Annotated in this window: 18 protein-coding genes; 9 read left to right on the forward strand and 9 right to left on the reverse strand. The window is 62.8% G+C overall.

Annotated elements, in window-relative coordinates; all coding sequences use genetic code 11:
- Positions 1-92: 92 nt before the first annotated feature.
- A complete protein-coding gene (locus OU999_06070; protein ID WAC24750.1) occupies positions 93-2,369 on the forward strand; it encodes an EAL domain-containing protein in 2,277 nt (758 codons plus the stop codon).
- 469 nt (positions 2,370-2,838) lie between these two features.
- Here OU999_06070 and OU999_06075 read toward each other — a convergent pair whose 3' ends face one another.
- The gene (locus OU999_06075; protein ID WAC24751.1) at positions 2,839-4,122 is read right to left on the reverse strand and encodes an enoyl-CoA hydratase-related protein; all 1,284 of its coding nucleotides are present in this window, start codon (positions 4,120-4,122) and stop codon (positions 2,839-2,841) included.
- A gap of 132 nt (positions 4,123-4,254) precedes the next feature.
- On the opposite strand from OU999_06075, the gene OU999_06080 reads away from it, so the two are divergent.
- Positions 4,255-5,406, forward strand: coding sequence for a DUF3667 domain-containing protein (locus OU999_06080; GenBank protein ID WAC24752.1), 1,152 nt, complete (start codon positions 4,255-4,257; stop codon positions 5,404-5,406).
- Between the two features lie 3 nt (positions 5,407-5,409).
- On the opposite strand, the gene OU999_06085 is transcribed toward OU999_06080, so the two are convergent.
- Together OU999_06085 and OU999_06090 are read right to left on the reverse strand one after the other, a co-directional pair.
- Positions 5,410-5,814 carry a thioesterase family protein gene (locus tag OU999_06085; GenBank protein WAC24753.1) on the reverse strand — a complete coding sequence of 135 codons (405 nt, stop codon included), beginning with the start codon at positions 5,812-5,814 and terminating at the stop codon, positions 5,410-5,412.
- An 83-nt stretch (positions 5,815-5,897) separates the two neighbouring features.
- Positions 5,898-8,684, reverse strand: coding sequence for a TonB-dependent receptor (locus tag OU999_06090; GenBank protein WAC24754.1), 2,787 nt, complete (start codon positions 8,682-8,684; stop codon positions 5,898-5,900).
- Positions 8,685-8,875: 191 nt separating this feature from the next.
- Here OU999_06090 and OU999_06095 point away from each other — a divergent pair, with 191 nt between their 5' ends.
- Complete coding sequence (locus OU999_06095) at positions 8,876-9,955, forward strand: phytase (GenBank protein ID WAC24755.1); 1,080 nt, start codon at positions 8,876-8,878, stop codon at positions 9,953-9,955.
- Here the strand turns inward: OU999_06095 and queF are convergent.
- Positions 9,952-10,410, reverse strand: coding sequence for a preQ(1) synthase (queF, locus tag OU999_06100; GenBank protein WAC24756.1), 459 nt, complete (start codon positions 10,408-10,410; stop codon positions 9,952-9,954). The genes OU999_06095 and queF overlap by 4 nt on opposite strands.
- A gap of 164 nt (positions 10,411-10,574) precedes the next feature.
- On the opposite strand from queF, the gene OU999_06105 reads away from it, so the two are divergent.
- Together OU999_06105 and OU999_06110 are read left to right on the forward strand one after the other, a co-directional pair.
- The gene (locus tag OU999_06105) at positions 10,575-12,170 is read left to right on the forward strand and encodes a hypothetical protein (protein ID WAC24757.1); all 1,596 of its coding nucleotides are present in this window, start codon (positions 10,575-10,577) and stop codon (positions 12,168-12,170) included.
- Positions 12,171-12,261: 91 nt separating this feature from the next.
- Entirely contained in the window at positions 12,262-13,776 is a 1,515-nt protein-coding gene (locus OU999_06110) for a peptidase S10 (protein ID WAC24758.1), read from the forward strand.
- Positions 13,777-13,933: 157 nt separating this feature from the next.
- Here OU999_06110 and OU999_06115 read toward each other — a convergent pair whose 3' ends face one another.
- Both OU999_06115 and OU999_06120 read right to left on the reverse strand, forming a co-directional pair.
- Positions 13,934-14,335, reverse strand: coding sequence for a hypothetical protein (locus OU999_06115; GenBank protein ID WAC24759.1), 402 nt, complete (start codon positions 14,333-14,335; stop codon positions 13,934-13,936).
- Between the two features lie 67 nt (positions 14,336-14,402).
- On the reverse strand, positions 14,403-14,768 hold the full coding sequence (locus tag OU999_06120) for a hypothetical protein (protein WAC24760.1): 366 nt from the start codon (positions 14,766-14,768) through the stop codon (positions 14,403-14,405).
- Positions 14,769-14,932: 164 nt separating this feature from the next.
- On the opposite strand from OU999_06120, the gene OU999_06125 reads away from it, so the two are divergent.
- From OU999_06125 to OU999_06135, 3 genes are all read left to right on the forward strand, one after another.
- Positions 14,933-15,283, forward strand: a complete 351-nt coding sequence (locus OU999_06125) for an ArsC family reductase (GenBank protein WAC24761.1) — start codon at positions 14,933-14,935, stop codon at positions 15,281-15,283.
- Positions 15,284-15,344: 61 nt separating this feature from the next.
- Complete coding sequence (locus OU999_06130; protein ID WAC24762.1) at positions 15,345-15,629, forward strand: DUF427 domain-containing protein; 285 nt, start codon at positions 15,345-15,347, stop codon at positions 15,627-15,629.
- Positions 15,626-16,639 carry a glycerophosphodiester phosphodiesterase gene (locus OU999_06135; GenBank protein WAC24763.1) on the forward strand — a complete coding sequence of 338 codons (1,014 nt, stop codon included), beginning with the start codon at positions 15,626-15,628 and terminating at the stop codon, positions 16,637-16,639. Before OU999_06130 ends, OU999_06135 begins: the two co-directional genes overlap by 4 nt.
- 15 nt (positions 16,640-16,654) lie before the next feature.
- Here OU999_06135 and OU999_06140 read toward each other — a convergent pair whose 3' ends face one another.
- Positions 16,655-17,749 carry an endonuclease/exonuclease/phosphatase family protein gene (locus OU999_06140; protein ID WAC24764.1) on the reverse strand — a complete coding sequence of 365 codons (1,095 nt, stop codon included), beginning with the start codon at positions 17,747-17,749 and terminating at the stop codon, positions 16,655-16,657.
- Positions 17,750-17,873: 124 nt separating this feature from the next.
- On the opposite strand from OU999_06140, the gene panB reads away from it, so the two are divergent.
- A complete protein-coding gene (gene panB / locus OU999_06145; protein ID WAC24765.1) occupies positions 17,874-18,746 on the forward strand; it encodes a 3-methyl-2-oxobutanoate hydroxymethyltransferase in 873 nt (290 codons plus the stop codon).
- Positions 18,747-18,753: 7 nt separating this feature from the next.
- Here panB and OU999_06150 read toward each other — a convergent pair whose 3' ends face one another.
- On the reverse strand, positions 18,754-19,758 hold the full coding sequence (locus OU999_06150) for an alpha/beta fold hydrolase (protein ID WAC25363.1): 1,005 nt from the start codon (positions 19,756-19,758) through the stop codon (positions 18,754-18,756).
- 187 nt (positions 19,759-19,945) lie between these two features.
- A complete protein-coding gene (locus OU999_06155) occupies positions 19,946-20,662 on the reverse strand; it encodes a GGDEF domain-containing protein (protein ID WAC24766.1) in 717 nt (238 codons plus the stop codon).
- Positions 20,663-20,692: the final 30 nt, after the last annotated feature.

Consider the following 20,692-nt stretch of genomic DNA (forward strand, 5'->3'; position numbering starts at 1 on the left):
TTGGTTAACCCCGTGCGCGGTATGACGGTTTACGAGGAAGTAACCACATGAAGTCCGTCGCCACTCGTAACAGCAAACGACCGGCCAGCCCGATGCGCTTATTGCTCATCTGGACGCTGGTGTCCGGCCTGCTGTTCGGCCTGGCGGAATTCGGCGAGCCGATGGACGACCTGTTGCTGGCCATCCGCAACAAGGCACGCGAGCACAATGCCAGCGGCCAGGCCGTCGTGGTGGGCATCGACAATCTGGCCCAGCAGGAAGTGGGCGATTGGCCGTGGAAGGCGGATCGCTATGCCACCATGATCGAAAACCTCGGTGATGCGGGTGCAAAGCGCATATTCTTCGATTTCCCGATCAATGGCCTCAAGCACGATCCGGGGACGCCCCGTCTGATCGAGGCGCTGAAGAACCATTCCGGCAAGGTGTATCTCGCTGCGGCCTTTTCCGATGATGACGCAACCGGCAAGCGCATCCCGCTCATTCCGCCGCACGAGGCGCGGCGGTTTGCGCATCTCGTGAACACCAATGTATGGATCAACGGATATAATATCGTCTGGTCCGGGCGATATTCGAACCGTGTCGGCGATCTGGTCGTGCCCTCGATCGGCTCGGTCATGTCGGGGATTCGCGGCGGTGTCGAGGAAGAGTTCCCGATCGATTACTCGATCGCGATGGATTCGATCCCCTATATCAGCGCGAGCGAAATTCTGCGCGGAGACGCCGTGCTGTCGCGCGTGCAGGGGCACGATATCATCATCGGCACCAATGCCAATGGCGCGGGCAACCGCTATTCGGTACCGGGGCATGGCCCGTCCGCGAGTGTCTTCGTCGCAGCATTGGCAGCAGAAACGCTGCTGGCCGGCGCGCCCGGAACCTATGGCTGGTGGGTGCCGTTTCTGCTGGCGCTGATCGTCACTACGCTGATGATGCGCGTGTCGCGCACCCCCCCATTGATTCTGGGCATGCTGGTCCTGCTGCCGACCTGCGCACTCGGCCTGCCGCTGCTGCTCGAATCCTATGGGCATTACACGGCGATCATGCCGGCCACCGTGCTGATGCTGGGATCGATGGGGCATCTCGCCTGGCAGCTGCATCGCCAGCGATTTGATGAACGCGGCATGGTCAACGAGGTTTCGGGCCATCCCAATCTCAACGCCCTCCGCGCCGCAGGCACCGAAACGCAGGATGGCCTGATTGCCGCGCGCATTCACAATTATGCCGAAGCCGCGACCGCCCTGCCCGCCGCGGCGGAAAAGGATCTGGTCGAACAGATCATTCTGCGCCTCTCGCTCGGCAATGGTGGCTGCAAGGTCTATCAGGGCGACGAGGGCATCTTCATGTGGCTCGTGCCCGCCGCTTCGATCAACAATGTCGGTGACCAGCTGGCCGGCCTCAGCGCGATCTTCCGCAGCCCGGCCAATGTTTCGGGCCGCCTGATCGATCTGGGCATCGCCTTCGGGGTCGATGCCGACCCGGGCCGGTCGATCCAGAGCCGCATGTCGAGCGCGCTGCTCGCCTGCCAGGAAGCGCAGAATGCGGGCGAGCACTGGCGCGTCTATGACCCCACCAAGCTGGAGGCGACCGAATGGCGCGTGACCATGCTTGGCGAGCTTGATGCAGCGATCGACAATGGCGAGGTCTGGGTCGCATTCCAGCCCAAGCTCGATCTGCTGTCAGGCGACATCTGCGGCGCGGAAGCGCTGGTGCGGTGGACGCACCCCGAAAAGGGACCGATAAACCCTGAAGAGTTCATCACCGCCGCCGAGCGCCACGACCGGATCGAGAAGCTGACCGAGCATGTGCTCAATCGCGCCGTCCAGGTCGCAGCCACGCTCAACAAGGGCGGTCGCAAGTTCGACATGGCGGTGAACCTGTCGCCAAGACTGATCGGTCATGCGAACCTGAAGCCCATGGTGGTTCAGACACTGCGCCGCCATGGCCTGCCTGCCGAACGCCTGATCCTGGAGATCACCGAAACCGCCGCGATGTCCAGCGCCGAATCGGCGATGCAGGAGCTGCGCGACCTGCGCGGAATCGGCCTGCAGCTGTCGATCGACGATTATGGCACCGGCTTTTCCACGCTCGATTATCTCAAGCGCTGCCCGGCCACCGAACTGAAGATCGATCGCAGCTTCGTGCGCATGCTGGTCAGCAGTCGCTCGGACCGCATCATGGTCAATTCGACCATCGAGCTTGCACATTCGCTCGGCGAGGAAGTGGTCGCCGAGGGCGTCGAGGACAACGAGACGCTCCAGCTGCTGGGCCAGATGGGCTGCGACAAGGCCCAGGGCTATCTGATCGGACGGCCCATGCCCTATGAGGCATTGGTCGATTATCTGGCCGATTATTCGCCCGCCAAGGCCGCCTGAGGCTCTCCTCAACACCACCATCGCCGGGATTTTGCCCCCAGCATCGCGTGTGCAGCGCACAGTTGCAATCTGTCGCCCTAACCTTGGTTAATGGCTTGTTGACCATTTTACATTCTGTTAGCTTTCATTCGGGCGATGTCGACAACTCGCCCTAAATGGAGTGCTAAAAATGGCAAAGCGTACCAAGCAGCCGGTTCGCGGTTTCTGGGACTGGGTCCTGGGCGGCGGCTGGAGCAACTGATTTCGAAGTTTTTCACGAAACTTCAATCAGGTGGCCCCGGTCGAAAGGCCGGGGCCATTTTCGTGCACCGCTCTCGTCGCACCCGCTGATGACCATGCCGCAGACACTGAAAGCCCGCACTGCTGCACCGTTTCAGCCAGTCAAGCGACAATAGTGATTCGAAAAGGTTAACGCGCCCGAATGCCTTGTTGAGCATTGCCGGGCTACGCCGACAATGGAACCGCGGCTTTACTTGCCAGTAAATCGAGGGGCGCGCTTTTCCAGAATAGCATCGATCGCCTCCCGGTGATCGTCCATCTGCTGCAGCACACCCTGCCAGATCGCCGCCTGATCGAGATGCTCGGCCAGCGATACATCGCGTGCATCCTTGATCAGACGCTTCGTCTTGCGGATGGCCGAGGGCGGGAATTGCGCGACCATCCGTGCCAGTTCCATCGCGCGCGGGATCAGCGCATCTGCGGCAACGACTTCCGACACCAGCCCGTAGCGCTCCGCCTTGGCCGCATCGATGAACTCGCCGGTGAGCATCATCTGGGTCGCCTTGGCATGGCCGACGATTCGCGGCAGCAGCCACGCGCCGCCATCGCCCGGGATGATGCCGACGCGCAGGAAGCTCTCGGCAAACACAGCGTCGTCTGCGGCAATGCGGATGTCGCACATACAGGCCAGATCGCAGCCTGCACCGATGGAATGGCCGCGAATGGCGGCGATGACCGGAACGGACATCCGCTCCATGGTCAGCGGGATCCGCTGGATCTGCGTCTTGTACCAATGTTCTAGCTGCATCGGGCTCATGTGCTGCTCGGCCGTGAGGGCCTTGATCTGCTTGATATTGCCGCCAGAGCAGAAGCCGGGACCTTCACCGGTCAGCACGACGCAATCGACATCCGGGTCCGCATCCGCCGCCTCCAGTGCGGCGACCAGCGCACCGATCACCTCTTCGGAGAGCGCATTGCGCGTTTCGGGTCGGTTGAGCGTGATCGTCGCGATCCGTCCCTCGACCGCATACCGTACCGGCGGCGATGCCAGCGCGGCCTCGCGCGCCACGCGGTCGGCATAGCCGCCGCCGTGGAACAGCAAGGGCGGTTTGCCATCGCTCTCGTAATCGATCACCTCGCCGACCATGATGACATGGTCTCCGCCTTCATACATGTGCCGCGTCGTGCAGATCAGCCGTGCAGAACACCCCTCGATGCGCGGCGGGCCTGCCTCGCCGATCTCCAGCCCGGCAAACTTGTCCTCGATGCGCGAGGCGAAGCGGTTGGAAAGCTCGTCCTGATCGCTCGCCAGGATGTGCACCGCAAACTGCCCGGCCTGCTCGAACGCCGCCATCGACCGCGCACTGCGGGCCAGCGACCAGAGCACCAGCGGCGGATTGAGCGACACCGAGTTGAAACTGTTGGCGGTCACGCCGACCGGTGCGCCATCGGCATCGCGGGTGGTAACGATAGTGACGCCGGTGGCAAACTGCCCCAGCGCGTTGCGATAGGTCTTGGGATCGAAATGGGCCATGTGCCAGCCCTAGCCGTTGCGGACCAGAGCGCGCAACGCCAAAAGGCCGGGCCGCAGCAGGACAAATAGCTTGGCCCCGGTCAGGCCCGCTTGTAGTGTCGGGGCGGGTGAAACAGCGGGGCGGCCAAGGCAATGAGCGGCGAATTCGAAGTGGCAGGCGCAATGGCCGAAGGCGGGATGTGGGCGCGGGTTGCAGAGCCCAAGGCCGGTGAAGCCAGCGTCGAGGGCCATGGCAAATGCCTCAATTGCGGGACGATATTGAACGGTCCGCACTGCCACCAATGCGGCCAGGCCGCGCATGTCCACCGTTCGATCTCCGCCTTCTGGCATGACATCCTGCACGGCGTGCTGCATTTCGACGGCAAGTTCTGGAACACCCTGCCGCTGCTGGCATGGCAGCCGGGACACCTGACCCGCCGCTACATCCATGGCGAACGCGCCAAGTTCATCAGCCCGATGGCGCTGTTCCTGTTCTCCATCTTCATGATGTTCGCGATCTTCTCCTATGTCGGCTCGCCCAATTTCACGGGCGACAACATGAAATCGGAGGCGGCAAAGGACGGCATCACCGTCACCCCAGGTAGCGATTGGCGCGCATCGATGCGCGAAGGCATCGCCAGGCTGGAGCTCAAGATCAAGACCGCGACCGACGAACTGGCCGCACTTCCTGCCGACGATCCGCAACGCGAGAAACTGACCGAAAAGCTCATCGACCTTAAGCGCGAGGTCAATGGCCTCACCTTTGCGACAGAGGGCAAGGCCCGCTATCCCGAGGTGCTGGGACCCGACGGCGAAAAGATCGCGGACACGTTCGAATTCAATTCCGATGTCGACACCGGCTTCAAGGCATTCGACTCCTGGATCAACAAGCTGGCCAGCAAGGCGAAAAAAAACCCGGAGCTACTGCTCTACAAGATGCAGTCCAATGGCTACAAGTTCGCGTGGCTGCTGATCCCGCTATCCATCCCGTTCGTGTGGCTCGCCACCATCGGCAAGCGCGGCCACCGGTTCTACGACCACGCCGTCTTCACGACCTATTCAATCGCGTTCATGTCGCTGCTGTTCATCGTGGTCACGCTGGCGGTGAAGTTCAACATCGCGCCCGGCCTGGTCATCACTGCGGCGTTCTTCTACGCCCCGTTCCATATGTACCGGCAGCTACGCCACGCCTATGGCACGTCACGCATCGGCGGAATCTTCAGGCTCAGCCTGTTGCTGACCTGCACGATATTTGTCGTGACGGGGTTCCTGACGATCCTGATCAGCCTGGGACTGATCGGCTGACAATCAGCTGCCGAAAAAGCGCCGCTTGATATCCTCGGCCAGCCGCGCCGGACGCAGCGTTTCGGCATCGAGGCAGCACCAGCTCGACTTGACCTCGGCCAGCACATCCTCGCCCCGGCGGATGATCGTCTCGTAAAAGGCGCGCGCGCCGTGGACCTTCTCGAGCATCACGGTGGCGATCACCTGATCGTCAAGAAACGCGGGCTTGCGATAGGTGATCTCGTGCTTCAGCGCGACCCACAGATGTTCTGCGACGGCCTGGGGCGGCGCGATATTCTGCCAATGGGCGATCACCGCATCCTGCACCCATTTGAGGTAATGGGCATTGTTGACATGCCCCATGAAGTCGATCTCGGAAGCATCGACGCTGATGGGATGGTCATGACGGATAGCGACGGAATCTTGCATCCGCGCAATGTAGCGCCGCATGCCGGTTTACGGAAGCGGAAATGCCGGGAACCGTTTCGGGCTCCCGGCATGCCACAGGGGAATCAGAAGGTGATGCGGATACCACCTGTATAGCGGCGACCGAACGTCTCGCGCTCCAGCGTGCGCTGGCTGGTTCCGGCGAAGCGGCGGCCCGGACCGTTCAGAAGGTTCGAAGCGTCGAAATAGACTTCAAAATTCGGGGTGACCGAATAGCGCGCCGAAGCATCCAGCTCGTCATCCGTAGCCCAGAACAGATCACCGCCGGTGTCCTGGCCTCCGATTTCAGAGAACCAGGACGTGCGCCGCTGATAGCTGAGCCGCGCGGAAAAACCGTACTTTTCGTAATAGGGCCCGACATTGTAAACGAATTTCGAAGTGCCGGGAAAGCGGACCTTGCGGCCATCGGGGGTCGTCGCCTCGCTCTTGTTGTACGTGATATTGGCCTGGATGCCGAAGCCGCCGATCCAGCTGTCATCCGCGAGGAAATTGCCCAGCTGCAGTGCCAATGCGCCTTCGGCACCATAGATATAGCCGTCTCCACCATTGACGATGGTGTTGAGGATATATTGCGAGCGATCAATGCCGCCGGCGTTCAGCGCATTGCTCCCGAAGACGCGGCTGTCATCAAACAGCACGTCGCGGACATCCTTGTAGAACACGCCAAGCGAGACAAAGCCGCCGCGCGGAATATACCATTCCCAGTACAGATCGACGCCCATGGCCTTTTCCGGTTCGGCAAAGGGGTTGCCGCCAGAAATGGTTTCATTGGCATCGTTGACCGTGAAGCTGGGACGCAGGACGTCATAATCTGCACGCGCTGCTCCAGTATTGAACGACAGACGGACCTTCATGTCGTCACGCACGTCCCAGTTGATATGCGCGCTGGGGAAAACCAGCGTCTGACTGCTGCCGACCGAAACGAGGCTCGTTCCCTGGCCCGGCAGCGTCACAAATGCGCTACCGTCATTCTGGATATGCTCGATGCGTGCACCATAGACGACATTGCCCCAATCGAAGCGGGTCGTCCCCATGGCATAGCCAGCCCAGATTTCTTCTCCGACATTGTAGAAATTGGCGAGAACGGGCGCGAAGGTTCCGGTCCGCAGCGCCTGCGCCAGCACCGCACTTGCCTTGGCGTCGGAGAAATGCGTGAGCGTGTATCCGGGACGGATCTTGCCCTTGAACGGGTCGTCGCCGAGAATGCCGTTGATGTCGAGGCCGATCCCCGCCCCTGTCAGAGCATTGTTGAAGGCGGCTCCCGAACCGGTCAGCTGCAGTTCGTTGCGCTCCTTGGTGCGATTGTCATATTGGGCCCCGAAGCGAAAGGTGGTGTCGCCGAATACTGATGTCTTCACTGCGAAATCCAGCTTGCCGGTATAGGCTTCCGTGATATCGAGCGCGATCAACGATATCGCCGATGAGATGCTGTTGGGGAAATCCTGATAGGCATTGACGGCCGCGCCCCTGGAGAAAACACCTGCAGCGCTGCGCAACGTCCTGAAAAGACGGATTTGCGAATTGCCCGGATCGCGCAGATCATAATCTGCCGTCACCCGGTTGACGCCGCCCACGCCATTGGTGCCAAAGCCAGGGCTTTGATAGGTCAGCAGATAGGGCTGGCTGCGATCATCTTCAGAGCGGGTATAATTGCCGCGCCATTTGATCGTCCAATTGCCGAATTCGTGATCACCACCCAGCGTATTGGTAAATACAGTCTGGCTGTAGTCAGTCTTGCGGAACCGTGCGTCGAAATCGACGCCGTATAGCGTGCCGACAAACGGCGTATTGCCGGTACAGATATCGGCGTAGCCGGTGGTGAAGGCTGCAGGCGGCTGGACACCGGTGGTGGTGCAGGCTGCGGTGCTGTTGGGCACCCGGCTTTGCTGATCGTCGGCATCAATGCGGTAATTGTCGCGCAGCTCCTTATCCGCGAAGACGGTGTATACCGAGCTCAGGAACAGCTTGTTCTGGCTGTCGGGTCGCCATTCGACCTTGGCCGATCCGGAATAGTTCTTGCGGGTCAGGCGATAGAATTTGTTCTCGATCTCGCGCGCCCAGACGCGCGGGCCGGTTTCGCCAGCCCCAAGCGGACGGAGATCGCGATCGACCTCTTCCCAGTCGATCTCGAAATTGTCGGTGACCATGTCCCGCTGGTAATAGCTGCCGGACACCAGCACTCCGATATCGCCGATGCTGGTTTCCCAGCGGTTCGACAGAACCAGCGAGGCTTCATATTCGCCGCGCCCGCCCAATTCGACCCGGCCCATACCGGCCTTTCCGGCGACATGAAAACCGCGATAATCAAATGGCGAGCGCGTGACGATGTTGACATTGCCGGCAATCGTTTCGCCATTGAGGTCCGGCGTCACCGCCTTCTGGACCACGACTTGCGATGCCAGCGCAGAAGGAATGGAATCGAAGCGGGCATCACGGCCTTCGGGGCTGATCACGAAAATCCCGTCGAACGACAACGTCGTCCAGTTCAGCGGCGAGCCGCGCAGGTTGATATAGCGGGCCTGGCCCTGGTCCCGCTGCACACCGATGCCGGGCAGGCGGCTGACGGCCTGGGCGATATTCTGGTCAGGCAAACGACCGATCGAGTCCGATGCCAGAACGCTCACCAGCGAATCGGACTCCTTCTGCGCCCGCAGCGCTGCAATCTCCGATTCGGCAATCGGCCGCGAACCGCGCACGATGATGTCGCCTTCGCTGTTCTCCGCCTCTGGCTGTGCTTCGGCATTCTGCGCCGATGCAACCGAGGGGATCAATGCAACGGCAGCAATGCTGCTCAACATGACCAGACGTGCACGCGACGATGCGCGCGAGCGACAACCCGAAAAACCATTCATATGGAAATGCCCCCGACTCAATCGGCGAAAGGTCCGCCGTTGCTGCGCCCGCTAACAGCGATCAAAGACGGATGGATGAAAGTCACGTTTCAGTTTTGCGTCAGTTTGTACGCAAAACTGTCATCAACACGCCATATCCAGCTGTCACGGGCGCCGCAGCGCAAGTTAACTTCGACAAAGGATTACTCGTCATGGCCGCTCGTTCGTCTGCCACCCTGTTCGGGGTGAGCCTTTTCGCCTTGCTGGCCAGCGCGTGTGCGCCGAAGGAAATCCCGCTCGAAACGCGGATTGCCAACGCCCTCCCCGCCATCGATGTCGCCGCGACCGCCGAAACCGTGCCGGTGGGCACCGCCAATGCCGATGCGGCGGACGACCCGGCGATCTGGCGCAACCCGGCCAACCCGTCTGCCAGCCTGATCGTCGGCACCGACAAAAGGGCGGGGCTTTATGTCTATGGCATGGATGGCAAGGTGCGCGGATCGTCGCTGACCGGACGGTATAACAACGTGACCCTGTTTGCGGGCGAGCATGGCATCGTCGTCATCGCCAGCGACCGCACCGATCCGGTCAATTCCAAGCTGGCGCTGTTCCTGCTCGATCCGGCCAGCGGCGCGCTTGCTCCGCTCGCCAGCGTGCCGAGCGGTGCGGGCGAAGGCTATGGCGTATGCGTCACCGGCGCACCGCGCATCGCCATGGTCGGCGCGCCCGATGCGATGACCGCCTATGCCGCGATCAAGGACGGCACCGTCCGCCAGATCAGCATCACGCACAAGGATGGCAAGGTCGAACACAGCATGGGCGCCAGCTGGAAGCTCGCCACCCAGATCGAAGGCTGCGTGATCGATCCGGCGACCGGCATGCTGTTTGTCGGCGAAGAGGATGTCGGCATCTGGAAGATCGACCCTGCCCGCCCCGATAGCGCGCCGGTGCTGTTCGCCCAGGCAGACAGCAAGCAGCTGGTCGCCGATGTCGAGGGGCTGGCGCTCGCCACCCGGGCAGGCAAGAGCAGCCTGCTTGTCGCCTCGAGCCAGGGCGACAATGCCTATGCGGTGTTCGATACCGCGACGGGCAAGCTGCTCGGCCGCTTCCGCATCAATGGCGGCGCGCTGGACGGGACGTCCGAGACCGACGGGATCGAGCTGGCCGTCGGCGATTACGGCCCCGGTTTCGAAGCAGGGCTGTTCATCGCGCAGGATGGCGATAACGGCGGCGGCACGCAGAATTTCAAGCTGGTGAGCTGGGCCGCGATCCTCGCCGCGCTCGGCCTTTAACCGCGTCCGCGATAGCCCGGAACGTCCTGCGGCGGCAGCCACAGCCCCGCAGGCGGTTCGCCCGATTGCCAGAACACATCGATGGGAATGCCGCCGCGCGGATACCAATAGCCGCCGATGCGCAACCAGTGCGGCTGCATCTCATCGAACAGCCGCTCGGCAATGCCGACGGTGCAATCCTCGTGGAACGCCTGGTGGTTGCGGAAGCTGCCCAGAAACAGCTTGAGCGACTTCGATTCGACCATCACCTTGTCGGGTGCATAGTCGATGACCAGATGCGCGAAATCGGGCTGGCCGGTAACGGGGCAGAGCGAGGTGAACTCGGGCGCGGTAAAGCGCACAAGATACGGCCTGCCGGGGCGAGGATTGGGCACATAGTCCAGCACTGCCTCTTCGGGAGAGGTCGGCATGGGGCTGTCTTTGCCGAGAAAGCGTGTTTGGGGTTGATCAGACATGCGCCTCATCTAATGCGGCACACGGCTGATGTCATCTCCCGCCCTGCATTCAGCGCCGATTAAGCGCCAGAAGCGCGTGGCGAGCTATTGCAGACAGGTGGTGGTCGGCGCATGGCGCAAGCAATCGCGCCCGGATTTTGGGGATTATGGGGAATTATCTCGGCATGAACGGTCAGCGTCGGATGGACAGTTCGAAGGACAGGCAGCGCCTGGCCGCGCTGAAGGCGCTGGTCGTATCGGCAACGCTCGCGCTCGCAGTGCCGGGCATCGCGCAGGAAAGCAGTCCCGGAAGCTTCACCCTGCCCGCTGGTCCGCAGCCGAGCAATGAGCAGCCGTCCGACGTGCAGGGCCCGGTCGATTCCGATTCGACCGCGCCGCGCCGCACCGATCAACCGGCAGAGCCGCAGACCCGCCCGCCGGTGGCAACCATTGCTCCGACGCCCGTTCCGCGCCAGCAGGCCCCGCAGCGCACGCAGCCGCAGACTCCGCGTCCACAGCCCCAGGCGCAGCGGCCGAGCGCCACCGCCCCACGCCCTGCAGCCCAGCAACCTCAGGCCCAGCCGCGCCCGCAGGGGACGGCTCCGGCGCCTGCTCCGGCGCTATCGCCCGACACCCCGGTCAGCTCGGGCGATCCGGCGACGCAGACACTCCCTCCTGCGGCCGGGGCGCCTGCGACCGATCCTCTGGCGGGCTCGGACCTGCCCGGTTCCGATCTGCCAGGCCTCGCCGGTCCCGACCCGGCGATGGATCCGGAATCCGATCCTGCTGCGGTGGAAGACGATGGCTCGATCTGGTGGTGGGCAGCGGCAGGGCTGATCGCTCTGGCCAGCCTGGTGTTCATGGGGCTGCGCAACCGCAAGCCCAAGCCTGCGATCGCGGCCGACACGCCGGTGCACCTCCAGCCGGTCGAGACAGTGCCGACCCCGCCGCTGCGCACGCAGCGCCCGGTACCAGCGCCCAGCCCCGCCCCCGCACCTGCGCCGCGGGCAGCGATACCGCAGCCGCAATTCGATCCGGCGCAGATGGCAGGCAGCTGGCGCACCGCTGCTGCGTCGCCCCCGCCGCCACCACCTCCTCCGCCACCTCCGCCGCCAGCACCGCGCCCGGCACCAGCGCCGGTCAGCGCCCAGTCGGCGGAAGACCTGGATGACATCCTGCCCGATTCGGCTCTGGCCGATTCCGCTGCGGGCGCTTCGGCTTCGCTGGGTGCTGCCAAGGGTACACCGCAACGCCATGATTTCGGCGGAGAGGCCGCCGCGCCTGCGGTGCCGCGCCTGCTGCTGGATTACACCACGCTCGGCGTCGACGTGACGCTGGTCAATGCGGTCGCGCGCTATCATCTGGGCATCACCAACATGTCCGACATCCCGGTGAGCAAGCTCGCGCTGCATGGCGCGATCGTCCAGGCGCGGCGCGGCATGCCGCCGACGGTGGACCCGATGCGCGGCGACAGCCTGCTCCCGCATCTGCAGAAGATCGCGGATATCGATCCGGGCAGCACCCAGCGCTGCGAAGGGCAGATCCGTCTGCCGCTGGGCCAGATCGAGCCGATCGAGATGCAGGGCCGCCTGCTGTTCGTGCCGCTGGTGCATATCTGGATCGGCTATGACGGGCCCGATGGTACCCGCTATGCCGTGACCCAATCGTTCGTGCTGGGCGAAGAGAGCACCCCGCCCGGCCCGCGCGTCGGCCCGTTGCGGCTCGATCTCGGCCCGCGCCGCTTCACCGCCATCGGCCAGCGACCGTTGCAGCCCGCGTAAGGCAAGGCCGCTTGCCAAGCATGGGGCGGACATGTCATCCCCTTGGACCGTATACGGAAAAACCGATTCCGGTCTGAGAGGGTCCTCGTCCATGCGCAACCGCTTCGCTTCCTCCGCTCTGGCCTTGTGCCTTTGCCTGTCGCCCCTGCCGCTCGCCGCGCAGGACAAGCCTGCGCCCGCCAAGGCCGATGCCGCCAAGGTCGAGCCGATGGTTTCGGTGACCAGGCACGGCGGCACGTTCGGCGGTCAGCGCGTTGCCTATACCGCGACCGCAAGCGACACCTTCCTGAAGGACGACAAGGGCAACCCCAGGGCGCGCATATTTTCGGTCAGCTATGTCAAGGACGCGCCCGAGGCGAACCGCCCGGTGACCTTCCTGTTCAACGGCGGCCCCGGTTCGGGCTCGCTCTGGCTGCACATGGGCGCGTTCGGCCCCAAGCGCGTCGCCATCCCCAATGACGGGCGCGATGATGGCGCGCCGCCCTATCGCCTGATCGACAACCCTGACAGCCTGCTCGACGTCACCGATATCGTCTTCATCGATCCGGTCGGGACCGGCTTTTCGACCGCGCTCGGCGATACCGACCCCAAGGAGTTCTGGGGCGTCACCAAGGACGCCAAATCGGTCGCACAGTTCATCCGCCAGTGGCTCAGCGACAATGGCCGCTGGAACGCGCCCAAGTTTCTGGGCGGCGAAAGCTATGGCACCACGCGCACTGCCGCCGTCGCGAACGAGCTTGAGGGCAGCTATAATGATGTGGCGCTGAACGGCCTGCTGCTGATCTCGACCATCCTCGATTTCGGCGCGCAGGCCGAGGTGCCGGGCAATGAAATGCCCTATGTGCTGATGGTGCCCAGCATGGCCGTCACCGCACTCTATCATGGCAAGACCACGCCCGCAGCATCGGGCCCCGGCCCTGCCGCGCTGTCTGCCGAGGCCAAGGCGTTCGCCACCAACGAATATCTGCCCGCCTTGATGAAGGGCAGCGCACTGGTCGGCGAGGAACGCGCCCGTATCCGCGCAAAGCTGGCGCGCTACACCGGCCTGTCTGAGCAATATCTGGAAAATGCCGACCTGCGCGTGACTCCGGGCCGCTTCTACAAGGAGCTGCTGCGCGATCGCGGCCTCGTCGTCGGCCGGCTCGACGCGCGCTATACCGGCAAGGACTATGATAACGCTGGTGAGGAGCCCGACAACGACCCCAGCTTCTATGGCATCGACGGCAGCTATACCGCCGCGCTCAACGCCTATGTGCGGCAGGAGCTGAAGTTCAGCCCCGAACGGCAATATGTCACCATCGGCGGCGTGCGCGACTGGGACTGGGACCTGCCCGGCAATGGCGGAGAATCGCGCTATTACAAGAATGTCGCGCCCTATATCGGCCGGGCATTGCGCGAGAATAACGGCCTGCGCGTCCTCGTCGCCCAGGGCTGGTACGATTTCGCCACCCCGTTCTTCGGCGCGGAATACTCGCTGACCCGCACCGGCATTCCCAGCGACCGGATCGAGTATACCAGCTATGACGCCGGGCACATGATGTACGTGAACGAGACCGACCTCAGCAAATTGTCGCGCGACATCCGCGGCTTTATCGGTCGGCGTTGAGAGGCAAGGCAATGGTCACGATTTACGGCATCCCCAATTGCGAGCAGTTAGGCGAGGTTGCAGCCCGGATCGCTAAGGCTTGCCGCGCATCGTGACGACCGCTTTCAGGCGCGGCGACTGGATCGCGCAATGACTGATATTGGGTGGTTTCCTGACGCTAGAGGATCACGCCCTGACGATAAGCCAGCTTCGCATTTCCACGTATCTTTGTGCCACGTTTGGTGACTTCGAGGCTTATCTGCCGTCGATCGATGCGGGTTAGCAGCACCCCGAGGCAGTCATACTCCCGCATGTCCATTTCCGCGTCTGTCTCAACGTGAAGCTCTAACTGATCCGCATCAGGCCCATAGTTGCGGACAATAGCGTCAGGTCCGTAGAAACGTTCAACCGCTTCCTTGATGACCTCGCGTTCACCGTCACGAAGAGGTGCGGGTGTTTTTTCAGGAACCGGCGGTGAGGCGACAGGCATTCGGCTAAATAGCGGATTCACGAATGGCGGCAAAGGGGTCGTTTGCCGCACGGCAGCTTTTTTAGCAATGCCCGGATAGCTGCCCGTCAAGTTTCGGGATGAGGTGCGGGTGTGCCCTATGACCGAAATTGGGTGGATTGCTGGCACTTCACACCCCTCAGGGAACGTGAACGGAATCGATCGTTAGGCGCGAGCAATCTGCCTCGTAGACCTTCGCGTGCAGAGTGAGGTCGCTGACCGGCTCACTTATTGTCGAGAGGTCCACCAGCACCTGCCAATAGCCGCCCATCCAGCGATAGATGGAACGCTCCCACGTCGCTTCGTCGAGCGGTGCGAGGCCATCTCCATACGCGGTAACATTCGCTGCTATAAGGTCCGCAGTCTCCAGATCGACCGGATCAACCCCATCGATGTGCGACCTGCAAAATTGGAAATCGCCGTCAGCTAAGGCAGCAGCAATCTCTGCGAACTTGGCGCGCCATAGCACTGGCACCAAATGTTCAGCATAATCCATCAGCGCCATCGGCTTGCCTCCACAACGAGTTTTGCATGATGCGGTCAATGGCAGCAACGGGGTCGCTTGCGGAATGGCAGCTTTTTCCTCAAGGCTCGAAAAGCTGTCATCCGAAGGCTCGACGGCTTATGAGACCGTCACCCGTTCTGCCCAGAGAAGACCGAAGGATATCAATGACCGCGATCACCATTTATGGCATCCCCAACTGCGACACGATGAAAAAGGCGCGCATCTGGCTTGAGGGTCAGGGCTTGGCCTATGACTTCCATGACTACAAGAAGGTCGGGATCAGCGCCGAGAAGCTGGATGCCTGGGCCGATGCCGTTGGCTGGGAGGTGCTGCTCAACAAGGCGGGGACCACGTTCCGCAAGCTGCCCGATGCCGACAAGGCCGACATCACCCGCGACAAGGCTATCGCGCTGATGGTGGAGCAGCCTTCGCTCATCAAGCGACCGGTGCTGGAGCATTCCGGCGGCGTGCTGGTCGGGTTCAAGCCCGACGTCTATGCGGCTTCGCTGGGCTGAGCCACTGTCATAAGCCTGTCAGCATGCCCATATAAGGCATTCCAAGGACAGGAGAATGAGCATGCCTAAGGCCATCTGGAACGGCACCGTCATTGCCGAGAGCGACGATACCGTCGTCGTCGAGCGCAACCATTATTTCCCGCGTGAGCATGTGCGCGCCGATCTGCTCAAGCCCAGCGACACCACCAGCTTCTGCCCGTGGAAGGGTATGGCGAGCTATTATTCGCTCGAGGTCGACGGGCAGGTCAACAAGGATGCGGTCTGGTACTATCCCGAGCCCAAGTCTGCGGCCAAGGAGATCACCGATCGGCTGGCCTTCTGGAAGGGTGTCGAGGTCGTCGCGTGATCCTGACGTCGCTGGTGCTGGCCATGGCTGCGCCCGGTCCGATCATCATCGCGCATCGTGGTGCGAGCGGCGAGCGGCCTGAACACACGATCGGCGCCTATGCGCTGGCGATCGACCAGGGCGCGGACTTTATCGAGCCCGATCTGGTCAGCACCAGCGACGGCGTGCTGGTCGCGCGGCACGAGAACGAGATATCGGAAACCACCGATGTTGCTAGCCGTCCGGAATTTGCCGACCGCAAGACCACCAAGGTCATCGATGGGGAAAGCCTGACCGGCTGGTTCACCGAGGATTTTACGCTCGCCGAGCTCAAGACGCTGCGCGCGCGCGAGCGCCTGCCCCAGCTTCGCACGGCCAATACAGCCTATGACGGCACCTGGGACATACCGACGCTGGACGAGATCATCACGCTGGTGCAGCGGCGCGAGAAAGAGACCGGTCGCAGGATCGGCCTGTACCCGGAAACCAAGCATCCTGGCCATTTCCGCAAGCTTGGCCTGCCGCTGGAAGAGCCGCTGGTCGCAACGCTCGCCAAGGCCGGATATGATGGTGCGGCCGATCCGGTGTTCATCCAGAGCTTCGAGGTCGACAATCTCAAGCGGCTGAACGGCATGACCGAGCTACCGCTGATCCAGCTGATGGCGGCATCCTATGGCCCTCCGGACCAGCCTGGCGTCACCTATGCCGCGATGAGCACGCCCGACGGCCTTGCCGAAATTGCGCGTTATGCCGATGGCGTGGGTCTGGAAAAGGCGATGGTCATCCCGCGCAGCGCCGATGGAAAGCTGGCCGCGCCGACTGGCATCGTCGCCGGTGCCCATGCTGCCGGGCTGAAGGTGCATGTCTGGACCTTCCGGCGCGAAAACTACTTTCTCCCGGCCGAGTTCAAGACCGGCGAGAGCCCCGTCGCGCCGGGCAATGTGGGTGCGGAAATCAGGGCGTTCATCGCCACGGGGATAGACGGGCTGTTCTCGGACTATGTTGCCGCGGCGGTAGCGGCGGTTCGCTGAAGGGCGGTGCGCTGATCAGGGCTTGGGCGCGCTGCCACCCGAAGCCGTGCCTTCTTCGATCGCAGCCTGCTTGCCGTCGCGGATCGCCTGGCGCATGTCCTTGTGATCGGCAAGATCGGGCTTTTCCGGCTCGTCGTTCAGCACCTTGGCAGCGCGCGGAGCAAGGCACACGGTCGCGGACACCGGCAGGTGATCCGATCCGACATTTTCCAGCACCTTCATGTCGACCAGCGTGAAATCGGGCGACATGAACAGATGATCAAGCGGCCAGCGCAGCCCGGGCAGATTGGCCGGGAACGTTGCATAGAGCCCGCGCCCGATGCGCGGATCGAGATAGCCGCCGATCCGCTTGAACATCTGCGAGGTGCGCGACCAGGCAACGTCGTTGAAATCGCCCATGGCCAGCACCGGCAGGTCGGTCAGCTTGGCATGGCGCGCGGCAATGGCGATCTCCGCATCGCGCTTTTCGGTATTCTCGCCCGGCTGGGGCGGGCGCGGATGGAGGCCGATATAGCGGAACTTCGCGCCGGCACCGGTGGAGATCGTCGCGAAGACCGACGGCGTTTCGGTATCGATCAGCCAGGTGATCTCCGAATCCTCGACCGGCAGCCTCGAAAGGAAGATGAGGCCATAAAGATTGTCGAGCGGCGCCGACTGACGATGCGGATAGCGATCGATCACCGGCTTGAGCGCTGCTTCCCACTGCTTGTCGGTTTCCAGAAGCAGGATGATATCGGGGTCTTCGCGATCGATGAGATCAATCGTGCGCCGATAGTCGCGGTTGGTCTGCAGCACGTTGAGTGAAAAGGCGGAGACGCAGTTCTCCTTGTTGATCACCGCCTTGGCCACCTCGGGCCTGGCGAGCGGGGTATAGGGGTGGATGCGATAACCCTGCCATCCGACCACCACCAGCATGCTGGCGACCACCAGCGCGCGCGCCCAGCCGGACAAAGCCGGAATCGCCAGCACCAACGCGATCAGTCCCATCACCATCAACCCCAGGCGCGGGAAATCCCACATCCGGATGTACCAGCGATAGCTGCTCACCATGCTGAGCGCAGTGCCGGTGGCCGCAAAGGCCGCCAGCGCGAAAATCAGGATTCGCAGCATGCTCAAAAAACCACCCGAACGAGAAGTAACAGTGCCTTGTCGCCATGTGGGACGCTTAAGGCAAGCGGCGGTTGCACATAGGTTGGGTTTGCACGCGGGAGAAGCCGCCGCTACACCAGCGCGCATGTCCACGACCTATACGCTCGACACGTCGACCAGCCGCGCCAACCCCACCCCCGCGCCGATGAAGCGCCTGACCGTGCCTGCGATCCAGCGGCGCAAGGTCGATGGCACGACGGCGCAGCCGGTGGTGATGCTGACGGCCTATACGGCGCGGATGGCGCAATTGCTCGATCCGCATTGCGACATGCTGCTGGTTGGCGATTCGCTGGGCCAGGTGATCTATGGCCTGCCCAGCACCGTGCCGGTGACGCTCGACATGATGGCCGCGCACGGCGCTGCAGTGGTGCGCGGCAGCTATCACAGCATCGTCGTGATCGATATGCCATTCGGCAGCTATGAAGCCTCGCCCGAAATGGCCTTTGCCAGCGCAGCACGACTGCTCAAGGAAACCGGCGCGGCGGCGGTCAAGCTGGAAGGCGGAGCGGCGATGGCCCCCACGGTGAAGTTTCTCACCGAACGCGGGATTCCCGTGGTCGGCCATGTCGGCCTGACCCCGCAGGCGATCAACATCCTGGGCAGCTATGCCGCGCGCGGCCGGTCCGACAGCGAAGCCGACAAGATCGTCAGCGATGCCAAGGCGCTGGACGAGGCGGGCGCGTTCGCCATCGTCGTCGAAGGCGTGGTCGAGCCGATCGCGATCGCGGTGACCGAGGCGGTGTCCGCCATCGTCATCGGCATCGGCGCCTCTGCCCGCTGCGATGGCCAGGTGCTGGTCACCGAGGACATGCTGGGCCTGTTCGAGCGCACCGCGCGGTTCGTCAAGCGCTACGAGAATCTGGCGCAAGTGATCGAGAATGCAGTCCAGAGCTATGCCGGGGAAGTGACCGAGCGCAGCTTCCCCAGCGCCGACCAGACCTACGCGCCCAAGGACTGATCCCGGCTCATTTCTCGCTGCGCGCGAGCAAGGCGACCAGTTCGCCCTTCCAGAAGCGCGCCCAAGTGTGGTTGCTGTGCCCGCGCGTTTCGTCGGTCGCCCTGGTCAGCACATATTTGCCATCGGGCAGCCGCTTGCCGAAATCCTCTGCGACGCCATAGTCCCAGGGATTGATGAAATCGTCCGACGAATTGATCCAGGTGACCGGCATTGTCATCTTCTCGACGGTCTTCGAAGGGTCGTAATTGCGCGATGATTCGATCTGGTAGATCGTGTCATTGGCATCGATGCCCTTGATCGCCGCCTCGATACGCTGGGTGATATAGGCATCGGCGGCCTCGCGCGTCGGATAGGCCTTTTGCAGATACAGCGGTGCGAAGCCTGCGACCTGCAACAGGCTGGCCGCGACGCGCAGCCCCATGATCGGCGGGCTCGCATAATTGCCCCCGTTCCAGGCGGGATCGGACTTGATCCCCTCGATCGCCGCCTTGCGCCACATCCGGTTGTGGCCTGCGATCGGCATCGGCAGGCAGGCCATCGGCATCATCGCCTGGACAAAACCGGGATCGACCTGGCCCCAGACAAAGCCGTGCATGCAGCCCATCGAGGTGCCCATGACCAGCCGCAGCCGGTCGACCTCCAGCCCTTCCGTCAGCATCTGCCGCTGCGCGCGGACCATGTCGGTATAGTCATAGGCCGGAAAGCGCATCTTCAGGCCGTCGGACGGCTTGGAAGATTTGCCATGGCCGATATTGTCGGGAAGGATGATGTAATATTTGCGGATATCGAGCGGCTGGCCGGGGCCGAACAGCTCCTGCGCGAACTGGGGCTGAAGGAACTGCAGCCCGGTGCCGCCCGTGCCGTGCAGCACCATCACCGCATTGGTGACACGGCCCTGCCTGTCGCGCTGCGGCGTGCCCAGCGTGGCATAATGCATGCGCAGTTCGGGCAGCACTTCACCGGTGCCGAAGCGGAAATCCTTGAGGATGACATCGCCCTGGCTGAGCTGCATCGCATAGTCGACTGCAGGCGCGGCCTGCGGCGGACCAGGCTGGGCGATGGCAGGCGCGGTGGCGGGCACGGTCAGCGCAGCCCAGCCCAGCGCCAGCCCCAGGATCTTCAGTTTCATGGCAAACCCCTGATTTATTGTCATTCAGGGCGCAGCATTGCAGCGCTTTGGTCAGGTTGCAATGCCGCTTCTATGCCGCCGCCTGAACCCGGTTGCGGCCGCCGCGCTTGGCCCCGTACATCGCCGCATCCGCCTGAGCGAGCGCATTGTCCAGCGACCATCCCGCGCGATAGGGCGCGACCCCGACCGAAATCGACAGCGCGATGGCATCGCCATCGGCCGATTTGAGATCGAGCGCATCGACTGCCCCGCGCGCGCGCTCGGCGATTGTCATGCCCAGGGCAAAGGGTAGCCCGGTGAGCAGTATCGCGAATTCCTCGCCGCCGACCCGGCCCAGAAGATCGTCGGGCCGCAGCGCCGCACGCAGCGTTGATGCCACCAGCCGCAGCGCATCGTCGCCTGCCGCATGGCCATGCTCGTCATTGATCGCCTTGAAATGATCGATATCGGCCAGCAGCACGCACGCCGGGGCCTCGTCGTCATAGGCTGCCGCTTCGCGATAAAAGGCGGCGCGGTTCATGATCCCGGTCAGCTCGTCCCGGTTTGCCTTGATCAGCAGGTCGGCCTGCACCGCGATCAGCTCGGCGGCCAGCTCGCGGTTGGCCTCGACCTGGCGGACCAGCACGAAACTGACGGAGGCGGTCACGGCTGCCGGAGAAATGACGGCAAAAGCCCAGAAAGGCCATTCGACATCCTCGTGCAGCGTGTGGACCATCGCCTCGAACCCGGCCAAAGTCACGACAACTCCAAAGATGACACAGGTCATGATCTTCTTGAACGGGTTCATGAAGATCGAGCTAGGTCGAAATTATTAAAA

The sequence above is a fragment of the Blastomonas sp. SL216 genome (assembly GCA_026625625.1).
GTDB lineage: Bacteria > Pseudomonadota > Alphaproteobacteria > Sphingomonadales > Sphingomonadaceae > Blastomonas.

Coding starts and splice junctions, on each gene's coding strand:
- OU999_06070 (WAC24750.1), top strand. CDS start 93: ATGCGCTTATTGCTCATCTGGACGCTGGTGTCCGGCCTGCTGTTCGGC.
- OU999_06075 (WAC24751.1), bottom strand. CDS start 4,122: ATGGCCCATTTCGATCCCAAGACCTATCGCAACGCGCTGGGGCAGTTT.
- OU999_06080 (WAC24752.1), top strand. CDS start 4,255: ATGAGCGGCGAATTCGAAGTGGCAGGCGCAATGGCCGAAGGCGGGATG.
- OU999_06085 (WAC24753.1), bottom strand. CDS start 5,814: ATGCAAGATTCCGTCGCTATCCGTCATGACCATCCCATCAGCGTCGAT.
- OU999_06090 (WAC24754.1), bottom strand. CDS start 8,684: ATGAATGGTTTTTCGGGTTGTCGCTCGCGCGCATCGTCGCGTGCACGT.
- OU999_06095 (WAC24755.1), top strand. CDS start 8,876: ATGGCCGCTCGTTCGTCTGCCACCCTGTTCGGGGTGAGCCTTTTCGCC.
- queF (WAC24756.1), bottom strand. CDS start 10,410: ATGTCTGATCAACCCCAAACACGCTTTCTCGGCAAAGACAGCCCCATG.
- OU999_06105 (WAC24757.1), top strand. CDS start 10,575: ATGAACGGTCAGCGTCGGATGGACAGTTCGAAGGACAGGCAGCGCCTG.
- OU999_06110 (WAC24758.1), top strand. CDS start 12,262: ATGCGCAACCGCTTCGCTTCCTCCGCTCTGGCCTTGTGCCTTTGCCTG.
- OU999_06120 (WAC24760.1), bottom strand. CDS start 14,768: ATGGCGCTGATGGATTATGCTGAACATTTGGTGCCAGTGCTATGGCGC.
- OU999_06125 (WAC24761.1), top strand. CDS start 14,933: ATGACCGCGATCACCATTTATGGCATCCCCAACTGCGACACGATGAAA.
- OU999_06130 (WAC24762.1), top strand. CDS start 15,345: ATGCCTAAGGCCATCTGGAACGGCACCGTCATTGCCGAGAGCGACGAT.
- OU999_06140 (WAC24764.1), bottom strand. CDS start 17,749: ATGCTGCGAATCCTGATTTTCGCGCTGGCGGCCTTTGCGGCCACCGGC.
- panB (WAC24765.1), top strand. CDS start 17,874: ATGTCCACGACCTATACGCTCGACACGTCGACCAGCCGCGCCAACCCC.
- OU999_06150 (WAC25363.1), bottom strand. CDS start 19,758: ATGCAGCTCAGCCAGGGCGATGTCATCCTCAAGGATTTCCGCTTCGGC.
- OU999_06155 (WAC24766.1), bottom strand. CDS start 20,662: ATGAACCCGTTCAAGAAGATCATGACCTGTGTCATCTTTGGAGTTGTC.